This window comes from Deinococcus sedimenti (assembly GCF_014648135.1).
In the GTDB taxonomy this organism is placed as follows: domain Bacteria; phylum Deinococcota; class Deinococci; order Deinococcales; family Deinococcaceae; genus Deinococcus; species Deinococcus sedimenti.
The window spans coordinates 24537-45587 of the sequence record NZ_BMQN01000012.1 but is presented as its reverse complement, the minus strand read 5'-3'; the positions used below and the strand labels follow the sequence as shown (position 1 = coordinate 45587).

General features: G+C 74.4%; 17 protein-coding genes. 9 read left to right on the top strand and 8 right to left on the bottom strand.

Translation table 11 applies throughout. From position 1 onward, the window contains the following. Positions 1–52: 52 nt before the first annotated feature. Positions 53–1720, bottom strand: a complete 1668-nt coding sequence (locus tag IEY69_RS16665; protein ID WP_189074277.1) for a tetratricopeptide repeat protein — start codon at positions 1718–1720, stop codon at positions 53–55. 145 nt (positions 1721–1865) lie between these two features. Between IEY69_RS16665 and IEY69_RS16660 the strand changes: the two genes are divergently transcribed. From IEY69_RS16660 to IEY69_RS16625, 8 genes are all read left to right on the top strand, one after another. Then, positions 1866–2207, top strand: a complete 342-nt coding sequence (locus IEY69_RS16660) for a chemotaxis protein CheW (RefSeq protein WP_189074276.1) — start codon at positions 1866–1868, stop codon at positions 2205–2207. Continuing rightward, positions 2204–3277 (top strand): CheR family methyltransferase, encoded by a 1074-nt coding sequence (locus tag IEY69_RS16655; RefSeq protein WP_189074275.1) that lies wholly within the window; start codon positions 2204–2206, stop codon positions 3275–3277. The genes IEY69_RS16660 and IEY69_RS16655 overlap by 4 nt, the downstream gene beginning before the upstream one ends. Next, positions 3274–3759, top strand: a complete 486-nt coding sequence (locus tag IEY69_RS16650; protein ID WP_189074274.1) for a chemotaxis protein CheW — start codon at positions 3274–3276, stop codon at positions 3757–3759. The genes IEY69_RS16655 and IEY69_RS16650 overlap by 4 nt, the downstream gene beginning before the upstream one ends. Before the next feature lie 88 nt (positions 3760–3847). Next, entirely contained in the window at positions 3848–5647 is a 1800-nt protein-coding gene (locus tag IEY69_RS16645; protein WP_189074273.1) for a methyl-accepting chemotaxis protein, read from the top strand. Further along, entirely contained in the window at positions 5625–7418 is a 1794-nt protein-coding gene (locus IEY69_RS16640; protein ID WP_189074272.1) for a hybrid sensor histidine kinase/response regulator, read from the top strand. The genes IEY69_RS16645 and IEY69_RS16640 overlap by 23 nt, the downstream gene beginning before the upstream one ends. After that, complete coding sequence (locus tag IEY69_RS16635; RefSeq protein WP_189074271.1) at positions 7415–8377, top strand: chemotaxis protein CheB; 963 nt, start codon at positions 7415–7417, stop codon at positions 8375–8377. Before IEY69_RS16640 ends, IEY69_RS16635 begins: the two co-directional genes overlap by 4 nt. Further along, positions 8374–9345 carry an Hpt domain-containing protein gene (locus IEY69_RS16630; protein ID WP_189074270.1) on the top strand — a complete coding sequence of 324 codons (972 nt, stop codon included), beginning with the start codon at positions 8374–8376 and terminating at the stop codon, positions 9343–9345. Before IEY69_RS16635 ends, IEY69_RS16630 begins: the two co-directional genes overlap by 4 nt. Further along, positions 9342–10259 carry a diguanylate cyclase gene (locus IEY69_RS16625; RefSeq protein WP_189074269.1) on the top strand — a complete coding sequence of 306 codons (918 nt, stop codon included), beginning with the start codon at positions 9342–9344 and terminating at the stop codon, positions 10257–10259. Before IEY69_RS16630 ends, IEY69_RS16625 begins: the two co-directional genes overlap by 4 nt. A gap of 36 nt (positions 10260–10295) precedes the next feature. Here the strand turns inward: IEY69_RS16625 and IEY69_RS16620 are convergent, their stop codons facing one another. From IEY69_RS16620 to IEY69_RS16590, 7 genes are all read right to left on the bottom strand, one after another. Beyond that, on the bottom strand, positions 10296–11027 hold the full coding sequence (locus IEY69_RS16620; RefSeq protein ID WP_229784051.1) for a type I phosphomannose isomerase catalytic subunit: 732 nt from the start codon (positions 11025–11027) through the stop codon (positions 10296–10298). A gap of 109 nt (positions 11028–11136) precedes the next feature. Then, positions 11137–12018 (bottom strand): ROK family protein, encoded by an 882-nt coding sequence (locus IEY69_RS16615; protein WP_189074268.1) that lies wholly within the window; start codon positions 12016–12018, stop codon positions 11137–11139. Then, entirely contained in the window at positions 12015–15263 is a 3249-nt protein-coding gene (locus IEY69_RS16610; protein ID WP_189074267.1) for a glycoside hydrolase family 38 N-terminal domain-containing protein, read from the bottom strand. The genes IEY69_RS16615 and IEY69_RS16610 overlap by 4 nt, the downstream gene beginning before the upstream one ends. Further along, positions 15260–16612 carry a glycoside hydrolase family 125 protein gene (locus IEY69_RS16605; protein WP_229784047.1) on the bottom strand — a complete coding sequence of 451 codons (1353 nt, stop codon included), beginning with the start codon at positions 16610–16612 and terminating at the stop codon, positions 15260–15262. The genes IEY69_RS16610 and IEY69_RS16605 overlap by 4 nt, the downstream gene beginning before the upstream one ends. A gap of 64 nt (positions 16613–16676) precedes the next feature. Continuing rightward, positions 16677–17636, bottom strand: coding sequence for an ABC transporter substrate-binding protein (locus IEY69_RS16600; protein WP_189074266.1), 960 nt, complete (start codon positions 17634–17636; stop codon positions 16677–16679). Between the two features lie 72 nt (positions 17637–17708). Continuing rightward, positions 17709–18725 (bottom strand): ABC transporter permease, encoded by a 1017-nt coding sequence (locus IEY69_RS16595; RefSeq protein WP_189074265.1) that lies wholly within the window; start codon positions 18723–18725, stop codon positions 17709–17711. Beyond that, a complete protein-coding gene (locus tag IEY69_RS16590; RefSeq protein WP_189074264.1) occupies positions 18722–19486 on the bottom strand; it encodes an ATP-binding cassette domain-containing protein in 765 nt (254 codons plus the stop codon). The genes IEY69_RS16595 and IEY69_RS16590 overlap by 4 nt, the downstream gene beginning before the upstream one ends. A gap of 304 nt (positions 19487–19790) precedes the next feature. Here IEY69_RS16590 and IEY69_RS16585 point away from each other — a divergent pair, with 304 nt between their 5' ends. After that, on the top strand, positions 19791–20786 hold the full coding sequence (locus IEY69_RS16585) for a LacI family DNA-binding transcriptional regulator (protein WP_189074263.1): 996 nt from the start codon (positions 19791–19793) through the stop codon (positions 20784–20786). The last annotated feature ends 265 nt before the right edge of the window (positions 20787–21051 follow it).

Genomic DNA, 21051 nt, shown 5'->3' with positions numbered 1-21051 from the left:
GGGCCGGCCGCAGGGCCCGCTGCTGGCCCCAGGGCCTTACCTCCAGCTGCGGTCAGTCCGGATCGCCGAGCAGCAGGTGCTGCTCCCGGTCCAGCACCCACGGAAAGGCATGCACGCCCCGCAGGAACGCCGGGATGGGCTGCCCGGCCCGCTGCAGGTTCAGGATGTCGTACGACCAGGCCGCGCCGGGATCAAGCTGGTACCGGCCCCGGACGTGCGTGACGCTGCCGGGCCAGCCCAGCCCGCCGCGCAGGGCCTGCAGCGCGCGCGACACCCGCTGCGCCCGCTGCCGGGCAGACCGGGGCGCGTCGTCGCGCACGGCGTCCGCCAGCGACTCCGCGTCGAGGGTGCCACCCGCGTCCAGCAGCGCGACCAGCGCCACCACCGCCAGGTCCGGCAGCGACACCGGGCGCCCACTGACGCTCACCTCGGGGTACCCGGCCGCCGTGACGGTCACCTGCAGCGTCCCGGCGCGGGGCAGGGGAGAGGGCGCGTCCGGGCCCAGCAGCGCGAACAACTCCGGCTGGGCCGCCGCTTCCTCCCGCGTCCACAGCATGCGGGGGTTCAGGTCCCGCAGCAGCTGCCGGGCGTGGTCCAGGTGCCCCTGCCGTCGCGCGAGTTCCGCGCGGACGATCACCGCGCGGGCCGCGTCCTCACTGCCCAGCGGGCCCGTGCGGTCCAGCAGGTCCGTCACGTGTGCGGCGTCCAGCTGGGGGAGGAAGACGTGCGCGGCCGCGAGGTCCACGTGCACCCAGCTGTGGCCGTGGTCCCGCTCGGCCGGGATGGTCACGGCCGCCTGCGTGAGCCACTCAATGGCGCGCAGCCCCTGCCCGCGCAGGCGCGCCGTGTGGCCCAGGCCGCGGCGCGCCTGCTGCAGGTGGTGAAGGTCCCCACTGTCCTGCGCGCGGGTCAGGGCCTGCTGGTACAGGGCCTCGGCGCGGTTCCATTCGCCCCGGGCGCGCAGCACGGCCGCCAGCCCGGTGTGGCCGGACCCGCGGAAGGTCGGTGCCAGCCGCAGGCAGGCCTCGAAACAGTCCTGCGCCTCGTCGAGTTCGGCGTGGTGCAGGTGCGCGTAGCCCTTGGTGCTGACCACCCAGCCTTCCAGTTCGTCTCCGCGCGCCCCCAGCGCGGCCCGGGCCAGGAGTTCCATGCCCTCCGCGTGCCGCTCGGTGTGCAGCAGCGAGACGCTGTATTCCATGGTCGTCAGCGTACGGGCGCGGCCCTCCGTGAGGGGCAGGGCGGCGCGGTAGTCGTCCTCCCAGCCGGGCAGGTGCAGGCGCAGCCTCGCCTTGGCGCGCGCCCGCAGGGCCATGCCGTGCTCGTAGTCGTTGAGGCGCGTGACGTCCTGCAGGGCGAGCTCGGCGGACGCCAGGGCCGGCCGGAAGTCGCTGGACGTGATGCTGTGCGACCAGGCAAGCAGGGCGTGCGCGTTCGGCGCGGTCGCGGGCCGCTGCGCGTACATCCGGGCGACCCGTTCGAGGTCCGGTTGCAGCGGCACGTTCGCGTGCAGCCGCAGGTGCAGCCGCGCGGCGGCGAGATCGTCCGGACCGGCGGGCGGCAGCGCCTCGAACCAGCGCAGCAGCTGCGTGAAGCGCGTCCCGGTCCGCGCGACCGCAAAGGCCGCCTGGATGGTGCGCCGGGCCGCGTCCCACTGCGCCAGGTCGATCAGGGCGGTGATGGAATCGGCGAAATCGTCACGTTGCGCGGACCGGGAGGGCACGCGAGCATGCTAGGGCACCGCGACCCCGGCCCCGTCGAACTCCGGCGGTCCTGCCCGCCGGCCCCGCCTCAGGGCGCGCCCGGACGGCTGCCCGTGACCCTCTGAGGCGCGGGCGGCCGTCCGGGCAGGTAAGCTGAGCGGTACCGTGGTCACGCCCCCTCCGGCATCCCCGTTTCAGGCCCTGCTGGTGCGGGTCGGGCAGGCCCGTTTCCTGATGCCCCTGGCGCGGGTCGAGCGGCTCTACCCGATGGTGCACCTGCCGCCCGGCCCGCCCCGCGTGCACCTGAACGGCGAGACCCTCAGCGTCGTGGATCCGCGCCCCGCGTGGGGGCAGGCGCCGACCGAACCGGCAGCCGCGCAGCGCCTGATGGTGCTGCGCGCCCCCACCCGCGAAGTCTGGTGGGTGGACGAGGTCGGCCCGATCCTGGATGTCGAGCGGCCCGGCCCGGCCGTGATCGGCGGGCAGGTGGTGAACGTGCTGTGGTGACGCTCGAGGACCTGCTCGAACGCACCGCGGGGCTGCGCTGGACCGCGCCGCTCGACCGTCTGGCCCGCTCGCGCCTGCAGCGGCTCACGCAGGCGCACGGCTCCCCGGACGCGCTGCTGCAGGTCGCGGCCGCGCGGGCGGACCTGGCGGCGGACGTCGCGGCGGCCTTCACGGTCGGTGAGACATGGTTCCACCGTTTCGGTGAGCAACTCGACGCGGCCGCCCTGGCCCTGCGCGCGCTGGGCCGGCCGGTCCGCGGCTGGAGCGCCGGCTGCTCGACCGGGGAGGAAGTCTGGGCGCTGCTGGGCGCCTGCCTGCACGCCGGCGTGGACGCGCGCGTGCTGGGCACCGACCTGAACCCGGCCGCCCTGGCCGCCGCGTCGGACGGCGCCTACCCGCGGCGGGCCCTGCGGGCCGCGCCGCCTGAGCGCGTGACGCGGGTGTTCACGGCGGGCGGGCCGCGCGTGCAGGTCCGGCCGGAGGTGCGGGCCCGCGCGCAGTTTCAGGTGCACAACCTGCTGCGCGACCCGCCCGGCCGCGGCTTTGACGTGATCGCCTGCCGCAACGTCCTGATCTACTTCACGCCCGCCGCCGCGCGGGCGGTGGGCGAGCAGCTCACGTCGGCGCTCGCGCCGGGCGGCCTGCTGCTCCTCGCGCCGAGTGACCCGCGCCCGCCGGCCGTGCGGCAGCTCGAACAGGTGCGGGTGGGCGGCACGGTTCTGCTGCGCCGCCCGCTGGAGGCCCCGCCGGTCCCTGCCCCCCCAGGCCCCACCGCGCCGCTCCCGGTCCGGCGTGACCCCGGGCCCGCGTCCGCGCCGCGCCCGGCGCCGGAGCGGCCCGACCTTGCCGGTGCGCGGCAGCGGGCCTTCGCCGATCCGGAGGACGCGCAGGTGCACCTCGATCTCGCGCAGGCGTTCCTGCTGGCCGGGCAGCCCGCGCGGGCCGCGTCGAGCCTGCGCGGCGCTCAGGCGGCCCTGGACGGGCAGGCGGACTCCTGGCAGACCGTGCGTCAGCTCGCGCGGCTCGATCAGCTGCGCCGTGAGGTCCGCGCGGCCGGCGGTGAGGCGTGAACCGTCTCGAGGCGCGCGCCGCGGCGCTGGCCGCACCGGCCCGCGCGCAGCGGCCCGCCGTGGACGCCGTGGTGGTCACCGTGCGCGGCGAGGCGTTCGCCGTGCCCCTGCGGGCCCTGCGCGCCGTGCTGCCCGCCGCGGTCACGCCGCTGCCGCTCAGCGCGCCGCACGTGGCGGGCGTGCAGCCCGTCCGGGGCGGACTGGTGGGCGTCGTGCGGGCCGACGTGCTCCTGACCGGGCAGGCAGGCGGCCCGCCCGGACCGGACGCCCGCGTGCTGCTGACCGCCACGCAGCCCGGGGCGCTGGGCCTGCTGGTCGACGCGGTCGGCGACCTGATCTGGACCGGAACGGTGCGCGCGCCGGCCACGTTCGGCACGCCGGGCGTGCTGGGCCGCACCGCCGCCGGCCTGGCCTGCCTGGACCTCGACGCGCTCGTGCAGCATCTGCCGCCGGCCTGGCCGGCCCGGACGGCCGACCCGTGACGCGCCGCGCCCCGCCTGATCCGACCGCCCCCAGTCCCGTCCTGCCCGTCACTGGTCCCGTCCCCGCCCTGTCCCCGCTGGAGTGCCCATGCCCATCCGACTGAAACTCGCCGGCGTCCTGCTGCTGCTGCTGCTGCCCCTGATCGTCACGGCCGTCATCTCCGTGCGGGCCCTCAACGAGGCGGCCGGGATCAGCGCCGACCTGAACCGTGGCCTGATTCAGGCGCGCACGCTGACGAACCTGCGGGCCGCCGCCAACCGCGTGACGCTCCTGAGCGCCGAGCAGCTGCTCGTGCCGGGCGGCGCGTGGCTGAACGTACAGGACGCCCGCAGCGACGCCCTCAAGGAACTCTCGGCCCTGCCCGACAGCGCCCGCCTGACCGCCGTGCGGCAGGACTGGACCGCCTTCGACCGGGAACTGGGCCTGGTTCTCGACCGCACCGCCAGCCGCGCCCTGACCCTGCAGCGCTTCGAGCGGAACCTCGAACCCGCCCGGCAGCAGTTCGGCCGCTCCGTGAACGCCTACCTCGACGCGCAGGAAGCGGCGCTGAACGCCACGCGCGCGCAGCTGCAGACGGACCTGAACCGCGACCGGCTGACCGTCCTGATCGCCAGCCTGCTCGGCGGCCTGATCGCCGCGCTGGCCGCGTGGTGGATCACGCGCCGCCTCGTGCACGCCATCGAACTCGTGGAACGCTCGGTGGGCCGCCTGGCCGACGGGTACCTGGACGACATTCCCGACACCCGCAGCCGCGACGAGGTGGGCCGCATGCTGCGCGCCCTGGCCCGCCTCGCCGCGCACCACCGGCAGCTCGTGCAGACCATGGAACTGCTCAGCCGCGGCGAACCGCAGCCGCCCCTGCCGCTGCGCCACCCGGACGACACCCTGAACGTCGCCGTGCAGAACCTCAACCGCCACGCGCAGGAAACCGCCGCCGCCGCCCTGGCCGTCGCGGGCGGGAACCTCGCGCACACCGTCCCGGTCCGCTCGGACCGCGACGCGCTCGGCGGGGCGCTGCGCGACATGATCGGCCAGCTGCGCGCGTTCGTCCTGCAGAGCCAGGACGCCAGCGCGCAACTGTCCCTGGCCAGCCAGAGTCTCGTGGCCGCCACCGCCCAGCAGAGCACCAGCGTCCACCAGCAGTCCGCCGCGATCGCCGAGACCACCGCCGCCGTCGAGGAGGTCCGCACCACCAGCCGCCACGCCGTGGACCTCGCCGGACGCGTCGCCCGGCAGGCCGACGCCGCGCGGCTCGTCGCCGAGCAGGGCGTGCAGGCCACCCAGGACGCCGAGCAGGGCATGCACGCCCTGCAGGGCCGCGTGGACACCATCGCGCAGAACATGCTGCACCTCTCCCGCCACTCCCGGCAGATCAGCGAGATCGTCGAGACCGTCAGCGAACTCGCCGATCAGTCCAACCTGCTGGCCCTGAACGCCGCCATCGAAGCCAACCGCGCCGGTGAGCACGGCCGCGGCTTCGCCGTCGTCGCGCAGGAGATCCGCACGCTGGCCGAACAGTCCAAGGAGGCCGCCCTGCAGATCCGCCGGACCCTCGAAGACGCCCAGCAGGCCACGAACGCCGCCGTGCTCGCCACGGAGGAGGGCAGCAAGCAGGCGCAGGTCGGCACCACCCTGATCGACCGGGCCGGGCAGACCATCCAGGAACTCGCGCGCGTGAACGACGACGCGGCCCGCATGGCCTCACAGATCGCCGAGGCGGTCGAGCAGCACGCCCTGAGCATGGAACAGATCGCCGTGGCCATGAACGACATCAACGAGGCCACCGCGCAGCACCTGAACGTCACGCAGGACAACCAGCAGGTCGCGCGCCGACTTCAGGACCTCGTGAGCGACCTGAACGGGCATGCCGGACGCTACCGCACCTGAGCTGCGCGCGGCGCTGCAGGCCGAACTGCGCGCCGCCGAGCCCGACCTCACGGCGGGCGGCCCGGCCGCGACCCGCGCGCTGCACTCCCTGCACGCCGCCGCTGCCGCCGCCGGTGACGACCCGCTGCGCGCCGCCCTGCGCGCCGCTCAGACCTTCCAGGCCGCCGCGCCCGCCCCGGCCGCGCTGCGCGAGGAACTGCGGCGCCTGGCCCTGCTGCCCACCGACCCGGCCCCCAGCGCCGACCCGCCCGCCACGGTCCGCGTCGACGTGCGCAAACTCGACGCGCTGCTCGCCCTGGCCGGCGAACTCACCAGCGCCCGGCTGCAACTCGCCGAGCGTCTCAGTCGCGCCCGCAGCGGCGAGCCGGGCGCGTGGCGCGACGTGCGCGGCGCCCAGCAGACCCTCGCGACCCTCACCGACGACCTCGCGCGGGAAGTGCTCGCCGCGCGGCTCGAACCCGCCCGGCCGTTTCTGCAGTCCTTCGAGCGGGCCGTGCGGGACGCCGCCCGGCAGGCCGGCCGGCGCGCCCGCCTGCACGTCGACGCGGCCGACGCCGAACTCGACCGGCACGCCATGGACCGCCTGCGCAGCCCGCTGCTGCACCTGATCCGCAACGCCGTCGACCACGGCATCGACCCGCCAGACGCCCGGGCCGCGCGCGGCCAGGACCCCACCGGCACCGTCACCCTCAGCGCCTTCAGCGCCGCCGGGCAGGTCACCGTCACCGTCCACGACGACGGGCCCGGCGTGAACTACGCCGAGATCGCCCGCCTCGCCGCGCGCGCCCCGGGCCGCAGCGAACCGTTGAGCGAATCCGAACTCACCGACCTGCTGTTCACGCCGGGCTTCACGTCCCGCAGCGAGGTCACCGACCTCTCGGGGCGCGGCGTGGGCCTGGACGTCGTGCGCACGCAGGCCCGCGCGCTGGGCGGCGACGTCACGCTGCGCAGCGGCCCGCACGGCACCACCGTCACCGTCCAGTTCCCCCTGACCCTCGCCACCACCCGCGTGGCCATCGTGCGCGCCGCCGGGCACCTGCTGGGCATCCCGGTCCGCTGGGTCGACCGCGCGGGCCGCGCCCAGGTGCACCAGCGCGAGGGCCGCCCCGCCGTGCAGATCGGCGAGCAGGTCGTGCCGGCCGCGTCGCTGGCCGCCGCGCTGCACCTCGGCCCGGCCCGCGACGGCGCGTACCTGCTCGTCCGGCAGGGCGACGCGCCCCTGGCGCTGCTCGTGGACGCCCTGGTCGGCGAGGAGGAACTCGTCATCAAACCCCTGGCGTTCCCGCTGGCCGGCGCCCCGCACCTCGAGGGGGCCGCGCAGCGACCCGACGGGCAGATCGTCCCGGTCCTGAACGTCCGCGCGCTGCGGCCCGCCGCGGCCCCCACCGCCCCGGCCACGCCGCTGCGCGCGCCCCGCGTCCTGCTGGCCGAGGACACCGCCGTCACCCGCCAGCTGCTGCGCGGCATCCTGACCGGCGCGGGCTTCGACGTCACGGCCGTCGAGACCGGTGCGCTCGCCTGGGAGGCCCTGCAGCGCGCCGCGCCGGACGTGCTGCTCACCGACGTCGAAATGCCGGGCCTGTCCGGCCTCGACCTGACCCGGCAGGTCCGCGCGCATCCGCCGCTGCAGCACCTGCCGGTCGTGCTGCTCACGTCCCTGGCCCGGCCCGAGGACCGCCAGCTCGGCGCTGAGGCCGGCGCCGACGCGTACCTCGTCAAGGGTGAATTCGACGAGGCCCGGCTGCTCGCCACCCTGCGGCGGCTGCTGTGACCCTGGTCGTGCTGCTCGCCCCCGGCGACCTGGGTCAGGTCCGCGCGCTGCCCGCCCCGCGCCGGCTGTGCACGTCCCTGAGCGCCGCCCTGGGCGAACTGCGCCGCGCGCCCCCCGGCGCGACCCTGCTGATCGTCACGCCCGACCCGGACCTCGACTGGACCGCCCTGAAAGAGCAGCTGCGGCCCCTGCGCACCCGCCTGATCACCTGCGGTCCGGCCGCCCCGCCCGGCGTGCGCCACGCCCCCACCCTCGACGCGGCCCTGCCCCTCCTGACCGCCCGCCCGGCCCCGCCCGGCGCGGACGGCCCGCCGCCCGGCAGCCCCCTGACCGGCCGCGCCGACCCGGGCGCCCCTCTGAGCGGCGCTCCCTCGGCCGACCCCACCCCGCCCGCCCTGTCCGGCGCCTCCGGGCGCGCGCCGACCCTCACCCTGATCGGCGCGAGCACCGGCGGCCCCCGCGCCCTGCAGGACCTGCTGCGCCACCTGCGTCCCCGCGGCGCCATCGTGATCGCCCAGCACCTCTCTGAGGGATTCAGCGACAACCTCACCCAGTGGCTCGGCACGCTGACCGGCGCCCCGGTCCTGAGCGCCTCCAGCGGCGAGCCGCTGCGCCCCGGGACCCTCACCGTCGTGTCCGGCACGCACGCCACCCTCAGCGGCGGCGCGCTGCACCTGCACGCCGGGCAGCCCGGGCGGGAGTACCTGCCGTCCATCGACCGGCTCTTCCAGTCCGCCACCACCTGGCGCGCCCCGGTGAACGCCCTGCTGCTCAGCGGCATGGGAGACGACGGCGCCGCCGGCCTCGCCGCCCTGCACGCCGCGGGCGCCCGCACCGCCATCCAGGATCCCGCGACGGCCACCGTGCCCTCCATGCCCGCGCAGGCCCTGGCCCGCACCCGCCCCAGCCTGCTGGCCGACCTGCGGGGCCTGCGGTCCTTCCTGGAGCGGCACGCATGACCGGGTCCCCCCACGACTTCATTCCGCTGTTCGCCGAGGAAGCCCGGACGCAACTCGACGCCCTCGACGCCGCGCTGCACCGCCTCGAGGATCAGCCGGACGACCCGGCCGCCATCCGCGCCGCGTTCCAGGCGGTGCATTCCATCAAGGGCGGCGCCGCCATGCTCGACCTGCGCGCCCCGCAGCAGCTCATGAGCGCCTTCGAGGACCTGCTCGCGCACCTGCGCGCCGGCCGGCCCCCCCCGGACGCCTGGCTGGAGGCGGCCTTCGTGGCCCGCGATCAGTTGATCCGGCAGCTCGGCGCCCTGGCGCCCGGCACGCCCCCCCACCCGGACGACGAGCGTGCCACGCACGCCCTGCGCGCCCTGCTGACCCCACCCGGCCCCGACCCGAGCAGCGGCGCAGCGGAGGTGAGCCGCGCGGACACGGTCCAGCCGGACGTGCAGCCGCCAGACGCCCGCCCCCCAGACGTCCGCGCCCCAGACGCCCGAACCCCGGAGTCCGGCGCGGCCAGCCAGGACACCGCCCCGGCGCTGGCGGCCCCGCTCCCGGGGGCGTCCGGGCCGGACGCCCGTGCACCGGTGGCTCCCGCCCCCGGCGTCCCGGACGCCTCCGGTGCGGCGCCCAGAACGGCGCCCGGCGGGCGCGCGCTCCTCCAGGCGCTGGTGCTCGACGTCAGTGCCCTGAGCCGTGACGTGCTCGCCCGGCACCTGCGGGCCCTGGGGTACGACGTGCACACCCACGGGCACGTGCCCGCCCCGACCGGCGCGACCCTGGTGCTGGTCAGCGCGGCGCTGCTGCCTGCCGCGCTGGAGGCCGGCTGGCCGGCGCGGGCCCTGCACGTGCTCAGCGAGGACCCGCAGCGCCGCGCCGACGCCCACGCCCGCGGCCTGAGCGTCAGCGCCCGGCCCGCCCACGACACGCGCCCCCAGGACCTCCCGCCCCGCTGGACCCCGGACCTCCCATGAACATCCTGATCATCGACGACAGCGCCCTGATCCGCGCCCTGCTGACCCGCACCCTGACGCCCCTGGGCACCGTCCACGCGCCGCCGGACCTGCACGGCGCCCGCGACCTGCTGGGCTTCCACACCGGACACTGCGACCTGGACGTCGTGCTGCTCGACCTCGAGATGCCCGAACTGGACGGCCTGAGCTTCCTGCGGGACCTGCGCGCCCATCCGCACCTCGCGGACCTGAGCGTCGTGATGGTGACCAGCACCCAGGAAACCGAGCGGCTCGACGACGCCTTCACCGCCGGCGCCACCGACTACGTCACCAAACCCGCCCACGACAGCGTCCTGCGCGCCCGGACCCTCAACGCCGCGCGGCTGTCGCGCGCCCTGCGCGCCGCCAAGACCCGCGAGCGCGAACTGGCCGCCGCGAACGCGCAACTCGAGCAGCTGTCTCGCACCGACGCGCTGACCGGACTCGCCAACCGCCGCGCCTTCGACCAGCAGTACGCGCACACCCTGGCCCTGGCGCAGCGCACCGGCGTCCTGGCCACGCTGATCATGGTCGATCTCGACCACTTCAAACGCTACAACGACACCCTGGGCCACCCGGCCGGCGACACCTGCCTGCAGCAGGTCGCGCGGATCCTGCAGGCCAGCTGCCAGCGCCGCACCGACCTCGCCGCCCGCTACGGCGGGGAGGAATTCGCGCTGCTGCTGACCGACACGGACCTCGCGGGCGCGCAGCAGGTCGCGCAGCGCGTCCACAGCGCGCTGCAGGCGGCCGCGATCCCGCATCCGGGTCACCCGCTCGGCCGGGTGACGGTCAGCCTCGGGATTGCCAGCACGGCCGCGCCCGACCTCAAGGACGCCGCCGATCAGGCGCTGTACCGCGCCAAGGCCAGCGGCCGCAACACCACCGCCACCTGATCCGCCCTCTCCCGGGGTCCGCGCGGTGCAGCCGGGTCAGGGGGTGGCGATGAGGGCGCGGCCGGTGCCGGTCAGCGTCACCCGCTGCGCCCACGCCGGGACCAGCACCGTCCCGAACGGCGCCACCTCCACCCGCTCCCCGCCGGCCTCCACCGTCAGCGTCCCCTCTACCACGGTCACCAGTCCGAACGACCCGCCCAGTTCGGTCGTCTCGCCCCCCCGCACGCCCACCAGCGTGAACTGGGCGCAGCGCACCAGTTCTCCCACGCCCCCCGTCTCGCTCGCCGCCGTCCACGCCCCACCCAGGTCCGCGCGCGTCACCGCGACCGACTCCTCCAGGTGCAGCGCCCGCCCCGCACTGGCGGGCCGGTCCCAGTCGTACACGCGGTAGGTGGTGTCGCTCGCCTGCTGCACCTCGTACAGCAGCAGACCCGGCCCCAGGGCGTGCAGCGTGCCGGCCGGGATGAACAGCGTGTCACCCACCACCACGCCCGCGAGGAGTTGCGCGCCGGGGTCGACGTGCAGGAAGTGCCACGCTTCGGTCTTGCCGCGCTCGCCGGGGCTGACCATGGCCTGGGCCTGGGCGTCGTCGGGGTGGACCTGGACGCTGAGCCAGTCGCGGCAGTCGAGGAGCTTGATGAGGAGGGGAAAGCCGGAGGCGGGGTCGAGGCGGGGGCCGAGGAGCTCCCCCGGGTGAGCGTGGAGGAGGTCCTGCACGGTGTGGCCGGCGAGGGGACCGGTGGTGACGACGCTGTGGCCGTCGGCGATCCAGGCCTCGCCGACGGGGGTGTCGCCGATGGGGGGGCGAGGCGGTCGCCGCCCCAGACGCGGGCGTGATACCGGGGCGCGAGAGGCAGCAGGGCAGGGAGGGTGCGCGTCACGCGGACCTCACCGGGTCCCGCCCGCTCAGGGCGGCCGCGCCGAGCAGCGGGGCGAGTTCGAGGTGCGCGCTGCGCCGGACCTGACAGGCGCCGACGTTCAGGGTGGGGGCGAACAGGTCGAACGCCTGGCTGACGTTCCCGCCCAGCACGAGCACCTGCGCGCCGAACGCGTCCGTCCAAGGCTGGAGCCGCTGCCCGGCGTGGCGGCCGAACTCGGCCCACACGGCCAGCGCGCCGGTGTGGCCGTGCCGGGCGGCCTGCGCCCAGTCGGCGGCGCTGCCCTGCCGGCCGGTCAGGGTCGCGCCCAGGCGCGTGACGGCGGCGCCGCTCAGCGCGTCCTCCAGCTGGCCTTCCGGGGTGGGCACGTTCCACAGTTCCCCGCCGGGGGGCACGCCGGGTCCGGTGTGCTGCGGCTGGCCGCGCCGAATGAAGCCTGAGCCGAGTCCGGTGCCCAGGGTCACGCCGAGCAGCCGCTCGGGCCGGTCGGCGCCGCCCCACCACTCGCCCAGGGCGAAGAGGTCCGCGTCGTTCCCGAAGTGGATGGGCAGTTCAGGAGCGAGGGTGCCCGCGAGGGCGGCGCGCAGGGCCGGGCGGAGCGGCACGCCGCGCAGCGCGGGGAACTTGTGGGTCATGTGGGACGTGCCGTTCGGCGCGTCGAACGGGCCGGGGACCGCCAGACCCAGGTGAGTCACCTGCGGAGCCTGGGGTCCGGCCGCCTCCAGCGTGGCCTCCGCCCAGGCGCGCAGGATGGTCGCCATGGGCGCGCTGTGCGGCACGTCCCGGCGGGCGGTGCGCTGCACGTGGCGGGTGTCCACGTCCACGAGGCCCGCGGTGACGTGACTGCCGCCCACGTCCAGGCCCAGGGCGAGCCGAGTCACGCGCCCCCCCGCGTCAGGCGGACGCTCAGGACCTCGAAGGGCCGAACCGGAATCTCCACCGGGCCGGGCTGCGCCGGGCCAGCCGGGTCCTCGAGCAGATTGACGACCTGCGCGGTGCCGAAGGCGCCGGGGTCGAGCCGCAGGACGCCGCGCCTCCCGTGCGGTTCGAACACGCGCAGGATCACGCCGTGGCCGTCCTGGGCGTGTTTGAGGCTGCTGAGCATCACGTCCAGGCCGCTCAGGCGCGGCGGGGCGGCCAGGGTCAGCGTGCCGGGGTGGGCCAGGAGGGGACTGTTCACCTCGAAGCCCGCGCGGGGGGCCTGCGCGGCGCGCCAGTCGCCCGCGTGGGGCCGCAGGGCGAGGCGGACCTCGTGCGCGCCCAGGTCCGCCTGCGGGTCGGGCCACATGGGGCCGCGCGCGAGGCTAAGCGCCACCGTCTGCCCGCGCACGCTGTGCCCGTAGCGGCCGTCGTTCAGGAGGGTCAGGCCGAAGTCGGGTTCGCTGAGGTCCAGCCAGCGGTGCGCGCTCACCTCGAACTGCGCGGCGTCGGCGGGCAGGTTGCGGTGGGTGGGGCGCGGCTGGGCGCCCATCGCGGTTTCCGCCCAGGCCTCGTGCGTCAGCACCGGCACGTCCGTCTCTGCGCGCAGCAGCGTGTGCCGCTCGTGCCAGTCCAGCGTGACGGTCACGTCCAGCTGCGCCGCGCCCGCCTGGAGCGCGAAGGTCTGCGTGACGACCGAGTCCCGCCAGCGGCGCGTGACGCGCACGGCCGCGCGGCACGGTCCGGTCTCGGTGACCTCCAGCGTGCAGGGGCCGCCGAGCGGCTGCCCATCCTGGCCGACGTCCCGCGCGACGTCCCAGGCGTCCCAGGCGTACGGCAGGTCCGGGTACGCCACGAGCCGGTGCCCGGCAGGCCCCAGCGCCTCGCGGCCCGTGGCGCGGTCGAGCAGGCGCGTCACGCGCCCGTCGTGGGCGATCTCGGCGCGCAGTCCGGCGTGCTCGAGGATCACACGGTCCCCCTCGTCGTGGACCATGACCGGGCGCTCCGGTGCGGGAGAGAGGTCGGCCGCGCCCGTGCCGGCTCGCGTGTCTTTGTCGGTCCGCGCGTCCGTAACGGTCAGCGTGACCGTGCTCAGCGCGGGCACCGTGACGTCATGCGCGACGACGAGCCGGCCCCCCTCGACCGCCTGGGTCGCCAGCGGCTGGCCGTCCAGGTTCACGCCGCCGGTCACGCCGGGCAGCGTCACGGCGAGCGGGCGGTCCCAGGTCACGGCGTTGAAGACCGTCCAGGTCGCCCCGCCCGCGTCCCAGTGCGCGCGGGTCAGGTTGGCGGCGCGCGAGGTCACGTGCGAGAGTTCCGGCAGGGCGTCACGGTACACCTCGTGAATGCTGGACCCGGGCAGGATGTCGTGGAACTGGTTCAGCAGCGTCGTCTGCCACAGGCCGTCCGTTTCACTCGGCATGGCGGGGGAGGCCGGGTGCAGCGCGCTCACGGCCTCGAGTTCCAGCAGGCGGTGCTCGGCCTGCCGGTTCAGCCGCTTGATCGCCGACTGCGAGGTCAGCGTCCCGCGGTGCAGCTGCAGGTACAGTTCACCCACCCACACCGGCAGACCCTCCCTGGGCAGCGCGCGGTAGTAGTCGTCCACGCGGGTCATGCGCAGCGCGGGCAGCGCCGGGAAGGCCTTCAGGGTGTCGTAGGCGCGCAGCATCGCCTCGCTGGGCCCGCCGCCGCCGTCGCCGTACCCGAACGTGAACAGGCTCTCGGGCGCGTGGTCCCCCCAGGCGCGGCTGGTCTTCGTCCCGAAGCGTTCCCAGGTGCCCAGCAGGTCGCCGGGGCGCACGTCGCCGTTGTACCCGCCCAGGCCGGGGCGGCTGCCGCCGGGGTTGTTCAGGCTGTGGGCCAGGACGCGCGTGCCGTCCAGCCCCTGCCACCAGAACAGGTCGTGCGGGAACGGTGTCTCCTCGTTCCAGTTGAGTTTCGTCGTGAAGAACCCCGTGACGCCCGCCTGGGCCAGCAGCTGCGGCAGGGCGGGCGTGAAGCCGAAGGTGTCGGGCAGCCACGCGACCTCGCAGGTGCGCCCGAACGCCTGGCGGAAGTACGTCTGGCCGTACAGCAGCTGACGCGCCAGGGACTCCCCACCGGTCATCTGGCAGTCCGGCTCGACCCACATGCCGCCCACCGGTTCCAGCCGTCCCCCCGCCACGTGGGCCTGCACGCGGGCGAACAGTGCCGGGTCGTCCTGCTCCAGCCACGCGAACAGCTGCGCGCTGGACTGATTGAACGTGAAGTCCGGGAAGCGGTCCATCAGGCCCGTGACGGTGTGCAGCGTCCGGCGCGCCTTGCGCCGCGTCTCGTGGACCGGCCACAGCCAGCCCAGATCCAGGTGCGCGTGCCCGGTCAGCGCCAGCGCCCCACGCGCTGGAAAACGCGCCCGCAGGGCCTGCAGCCCCGTGAGCATCTGCCCGTGCGCGCGGGACGTGCGGGCCCTGAGCCCTTCCGGCAGCGGCGCCCGCGCCGGGCGGATGTCCGGCAGCGCCCACAGGCCCTGCGTGAAGCTCTCCCCGCCGCCCAGTTCCCCCAGGCGCGACAGGTGCGCGTCGGCGCTGCTCGTCCAGTCCAGGCTCCGCAGGACCTCCTCGGCGAGGTTCAGGAGGTGCCCGGCGACCTCGCTGCCGCTCTCATGGGCTGACGCGTCACGGCCGCCCTCCAGCCCCTCGCGGCCCAGCGTGCGGATCGCGGCGGCCGTGACCTCCAGCGCGTCGTGCAGCGCTGTCACCTGCACCTGCGGCACGCCCACGCGCGCGCGTTCCAGATGCGGGCGGGGCGTGGGCGACCCGAACAGGCCGCGCGGGACCGCCGTGATCTGCACCTCCAGTGTCGCCCCGCCCCGGAGGACCCCCAGCGGGAAGCGGCGGTGGTACGGGTTCAGGCCGCCACTGGCGACGACCTGCCCGTCCAGCGTGGCCGTGACGAGCGCCTCGCCGCCCACGTCCAGGTCCAGCTCGCCGCTCTGTCCGTCCAGCCCGGCGGGCACCGTCCAGCGGGTGCGGAACGCCACGGGCTGCTCGCGCAGGTCCCGCGCGCCCACCGGCCAGGGTTCACCCGGCGCGAGGGTCACGGCCGACTGGCCGGGCGCCTGGAAGGTCCAGTCGGGCAGGGGGTGCAGGGCGTCGTCGCGCCACGCGCCCAGCCGCGCGATCTGCGCGTCGAGTTCCCGCAGCCTCCGCTCGAAGCGTGTCAGGGTCACGCGCGCTCCGTCAGGACGTCCAGGTGCGTCCGGATCGTCTCCGCGAGCAGGCTGTTCGCCCACGCGAACCACGGGCGGCTGAACTCCGCGGGATCGTCCGGGTGGAAACTCTCGTGCATCAGGTCCGTCCCGGCGGTCGTGGCGGCCAGCGTGTCCAGCAGCGCCCGGATCTCCGCGCGCCCGTCCGGCGTGAGCGGGTCGGCGGTCAGGGCCTGCATGCACAGCGCGATCGGCCACACCCGCCGGCCCGGCGTGTGCGGACTGCCGATCCCGGCGGCGCGGGCGCCCGCGTGGTAGTGCGGGTTCTCGCCGCTCAGGATCAGGCGCCGCGTGTTGAGGTACGTGGGGTCCGTGGGCGCGCAGTATCCCAGGTACGGCAGCGACAGCAGGCTGGGCACGTTCGCGTCGTCCATGAACACATGATTCCCCAGTCCGTCGGTCTCGTAGGCGTACACCCGCCCGAACGTGGGGTGCTCGGCGGTGCCGTGCGTCTCGATGCCCTGGCGGATCTGTCCGGCGGTCGCCTCACAGCGCCCCGCGAGTGCCTCGTCGCCGTACACGGCGCGCATCAGGTGGGCGGCGCCCTCCAGCGCCGTGACGGCGAACGCATTGGCGGGCACCAGGTACGGGTACGTGCAGGCGTCGTCACTGGGCCGGAACCCGGTCCAGACCATCCCGGTCGGGCGGTGCGCCGCGCCGCGCCCGCCGCGCGGCAGGGTGTCACTGGGCAGCACGCAGTACTCGGCGGGCCGCTCGAAGGTGTAGGCCGAACGCGCGTCGTGGTCCTGCTCGGCGTGCATGACGTCCAGCACGGTCCGCAGCATCGGGCGCAGGTCCAGCGGCACCTCGCCCGTGACCTGCCACGCCCGCCACGCCAGCCACAGCGGGAAGCACAGCGAGTCCAGCTCGAACTTCCGCTCCCACACCCACGGGCCCGGCGCGGGCCGGTCGAAGTGGTACTCGTGGCCGGGCTCGCGGTTGAACGCGTTCGCGTACGGGTCCACGCCCAGCAGGTGCGCGTGCTGCCGGATCACGCCGTCCACCGCGGCCCGCACGACCGGGTCCGACGCGCACAGCGGCAGGTACGGACTCATCTGCGCCGCCGAGTCCCGCAGCCACATGGCGGGAATGTCGCCGGTCTGCACGAACACCCGCCCGCCGGGCAGGTCATGGAGGGTCGTCTGCCAGGTGTTCGGGTAGCAGCGGCTGAACAGCGCCGCGAGGTCCGCCCGGCTGCTCAGGCGGGCCTGAACCTGCGCCATCAGCTCGGACTGCGGCGCGGTGAGAGGCTGGCGGGGCGCGGGCATCGGGTCCTGATGGACAGGTGGGGCGGTCACGGTGTGGGTCATGGGGGCCTCTTGGGAAGACCCGCAGGCCCCCACCGGTGATGGGGACGGCCTGCGGGGCGGGAACTTATTTGCAGCTGGACTTGTACACGTACTGCGCGAAGGCGGGCAGGCCGATGTTTGCGCGGGTCAGGCCGACCCCGCCGGTGGGGATGGACTTGGCCACCGACTGGCCCATCAGGGCCTTGCGGGCGGTCTCGACGGCCAGGGCGCCCATCTGGGCGGGTTTCTGCGCCACGATCGCCTGGATCTGGTTGCTCTTCAGGGCGTCGACGAGCGCGGGGGCGGCGTCGAAGCTGACGACACTGATCTTGTCGCGGCGCGCGGCGGGCAGCTGGCGGATCGCGCCGGCGGCGACGAGGGCCTCGTTGTTGGCGATCAGGAACATGCCGGTGATGTCGGGGTTCGCGGCGAACGCGGCGCTGAACGCCGAGGCGTCCTCGCTGACGCCCTTGTAAGCGATCCTGATGTTCTTGTGGTGGGCCTTCATCTCGTCGATGAAGCCCTGGATGCGGTCGGCGACGGTGGTGATGCCGGGCGTGATGGGCGGAATCAGAGCGGTGCCCTTCTCACCCATGAGTTTGGCGAGGGTGCGGGCCGCCTCGGCCCCCAGGGCGCGGTTGTCCGAGGAGATGTTGCTGGTCACGAAGCTGGAGTCCGCGAGGCGGGTGTCGACGCCGATGATCTTGATGCCCTTGTCGTGGGCGGCCTTGAGCGGCGCGAACAGGGCGCGGCCGTCGTTCACGGCGATGGCGATGGCCTGCGCGCCGCTGGCGGTCACGGCGTTCACGACCGGCGTCTGGAGGGTGGCGTCCCAGCGGGGCGCGCCCTGCACGGTCAGTTCCACGTCCCCGAATTTCCGGGCGGCTTCCACGGCGCCGCACTGCATGGAGGTGTAGAAGTTGTCGGTGGTGGTGCCCAGGATCAGCGCGATCTTGTACTTCTTGGGGGCGGTCTGGGCCTGCGCGGGCTGCGCGGCGGTCAGGAGAAGAAGGGTGCTGAGGGCGGCGGTGCTGAGGTGGCGCATGGTCCTCTCCTTGTGGGTGGTCCCTGGGACCAGGTGGGGGATCGGGATGGGGTGAAACTCGGACCCGGTGCGTTAACCGCCTTCGGTGCGGCCCCGGCGTTTGACGAGATTGATGTAGACCACGGCGATCAGGACGATGCCGACGATGATGTACTGCCAGTAGGGAAGGACCTGCATCATCACGAGGCCGTTGGAGAGCACGCCGGGGATGAACACGCCGACGGCCGTGCCGACGACCGTGCCGGTCCCGCCGAAGAGGCTGGTGCCGCCCAGCACCACGCCGAGCAGCGCGGTGAGGTTGTCGTTCTGATGGGCGGCCAGGGTGGTCGAGCCGTAGCGGGCGAGGCTCATGAAGCCCGCCAGGCCGGCCCCGGCGCCGGAGATCAGGTACAGGGTGATCGCGACGCGGTCGATGTTGATCCCGGCGCGGCGGGCCGCCTCGGCGTTCGAGCCGGTGGCGCAGGTGTACTGCCCGAAGCGGGTCTGCGAGAGGACGAACGAGCCGATGGCGACGGCCAGGGCGGCCACGACGATGGGGATGGGCAGGCCGAGCAGCTTGCCCTGGCCGATGTGGTCGAGCATGACCTTGGGCACGGCGTACAGGTCCACGCCGCCGGTGAGGACGTACGCGGCGCCCTGCGCGACACTGAGGGTGCCGAGCGTGACAATGATGCTGGGCACGCGCGCCTTGACGATCAGGAGGCCGTTGACGAGTCCGGCGAGCAGGCCCGTGCCGAGGCACACGGCCAGTCCGATCAGGACGACGCCCCAGCCGCCGCTGGCGCCTCCCAGGGCGCCCATGGCCTTGGTGCCGAGCACGCAGGAGAACACCAGGACGGCGCCGACCGACAGGTCGAAGCGGGCGCTGGTCATGATGAACGTCAGGCCCACGCCGAGCAGGACGATGCCGGAGTAGTCGACCATCAGGGTCTGGAGGTTGTACAGGGTCGCGAACTTGCCGGGGAACAGCACGGTGAACAGCGTCATGACGACCAGCAGCGTGCCTGCGGTGAGCATGGCCTGCGAGGCGAGCACGCGGCGCAGCGCGAGCCGGGCGGGGGCGGGTGGGGTGGGGCGGGTGGTGGTCATGCGGCTCCCGTGACGCTCAGGCCGGTCATGTCGGCCACGACTTCCTCGATGCTGGTGTCGGCCTTGCGCCGCGCGGCGACCCGCTGGCCCAGGCGCAGGACCTCGATGCGGTCGGCGACCTCGAAGACGTGCTGCATGTTGTGGCTGACGAGCACGACGGCCACGCCCTGGTCGCGGACGCGCAGGATCAGGTCGTTGACGTGCCGGGACTGCACCACGCCGAGCGCGGCGGTGGGTTCGTCCATCAGGACCATCTTGCTGGCCCAGACCATGGCGCGGGCGACGGCGACGCCCTGGCGCTGCCCGCCGGACATGCCGATCACCTTGGCCTGCGCGTCCTGGATGTTCACGCCCAGGCGGGTGAAGGCCTCGACGGTGCGGTCGTGCATGGCGCGGCGGTCGAGCATGCCCAGGCGGCCCAGCAGGCCGGGGCACAGGAGTTCGCGGCCCAGGAAGAGGTTCCCGGCGGGGTCCATGTCGGGCACGAGGGCGAGGTCCTGGAAGACGGTCTCGATGCCGAGGGTGCGGGCGTCGAGGGGCGAGGTCATCTGGACGGGCCGCCCTTCGAAGAGAATCTGACCCTCGTCGGGCTGGATGGTGCCGGTGATGGCCTTGACGAGGGTGCTCTTGCCCGCGCCGTTGTCGCCGAGCAGGGCGACGACCTCGCCGGGGTAGACGGTGAAGTCGGCGCCGCGCAGCGCCTCGACGTGCCCGTAGCGTTTGGTGATGCCTCGGGTTTCCAGCAGGGGTGGGGCCGACATGAGTTCCTCCGGGGGCGTGCAGGGGACGGCGTCACGGCGGGGTGGCCGGGACGGAACGGGGGTGATCCTGGGTGGGATCCAGACTGTGTGACAACGTTGACATGACAGTAGGCGGTGGAAGGAGGGAAGTCAATGGATGCCCGTCTTCCCTCCCCCGAATTCCCCCGAAATTCGTCTATGCTCACGCGCATTGCTCACCCGTGGTCATCAAAAAACGTTCGAATTGAACCGGGTCGAGACAGCGTTGACATGACGTCCTGGCGGATGCGTAGCGCCCGCCCCCGCCCGGCGGTACACTGCCCCCATGAACGCCCGACCCACGATGCAGGACGTCGCCCGCCTCGCCGGCGTCAGCATCAAGACGGTCTCCCGCGTGGTCAACCAGGAACCCCGCGTCGACCCCGACACCCGCGCGCGCGTGCAGGCCACCATCGACGAACTCGGCTTCCGCCGCAACGAACAGGCCCGCAGCCTCCGCCCCGGCCAGAGCAGCTCCCTGATCGGCCTCGTCAGCGGCGACCTCGGCAACCCCTTCTACTCCGCCATCGCCCGCGGCATCGAGGAGATCACCTACGGACACGGCCACCTGCTCCTCACCGCCAGCAGCGAGGAACAACCCGCCCGCGAACGGCAGCTCATCGAAACCTACCTCCAGCACAACGTCGCCGGACTCATCGTCGCGCCCACCCTGGACGCCGCCCGGACCATCACGCCCGAACTGCTGCGCGGCGTGCCCCTCGTCAGCGTCGACCGACCCGTCAGCGACCCCGACCCCTTCGACACCGTCCTGCTCGACAACCGCGCTGGCGCCCGCCGGGCTGTCACCCGCCTCATCGAGGACGGCCACACCCGCATCGCCATCATCGACGGCAACCCCCGCGTGTACACCGGACAGGAACGCACCGCCGGATACCTCGACGCCCTGCGCGAAGCCGGCATCGCGCCCCAGCCGAACCTGATGATCCACGGCCACCACGGCGCCCGCCACGCCGAACAGGCCACCCACGACCTCCTGAACCAGGACCAGCGGCCCAGCGCGATCTTCGCCACGAACAACCGCATCGCCACCGGCGTCATCCGCGCCCTGCACGCCCGCCGCCGCACCCTGGCCGTCGCCAGCTTCGACAACTTCGAATTCGCCGACGTCATCAACCTCCCCCTGACACTGGTCTCCTACGACGCCATGGACCTCGGCCGCGCCGCCGCCAAGCGACTCATGCAGCGCATCCAGGGCGACGGCGGCCCCCCACAGCGCCTCATCCAGCCCGTCACCCTGCGCGTGCCCGGCGAGCAGCCGTAGAACCCCCGCTGGCCTCCGCGGCCGGGGCCATTCAGCGCGGCGACGCACAATCGGATGCATCTCGATCGCCGGCACACCGGTGGGCGCATCCCGCAGCAGGCACGGCCGACGGGAAAGCGGCGATCGCGCGTGTGGCCGTCACGGGACTAGACAGCGCTGGGATGCCCGTCATCAGGTACGCCTCGGCGATCAAGTGCCCGAGTGAACCCCCACAGCGCTCTATCACGTCTCATCGTCAGTCTGCGCATAAGGCAGGCCTACTGGC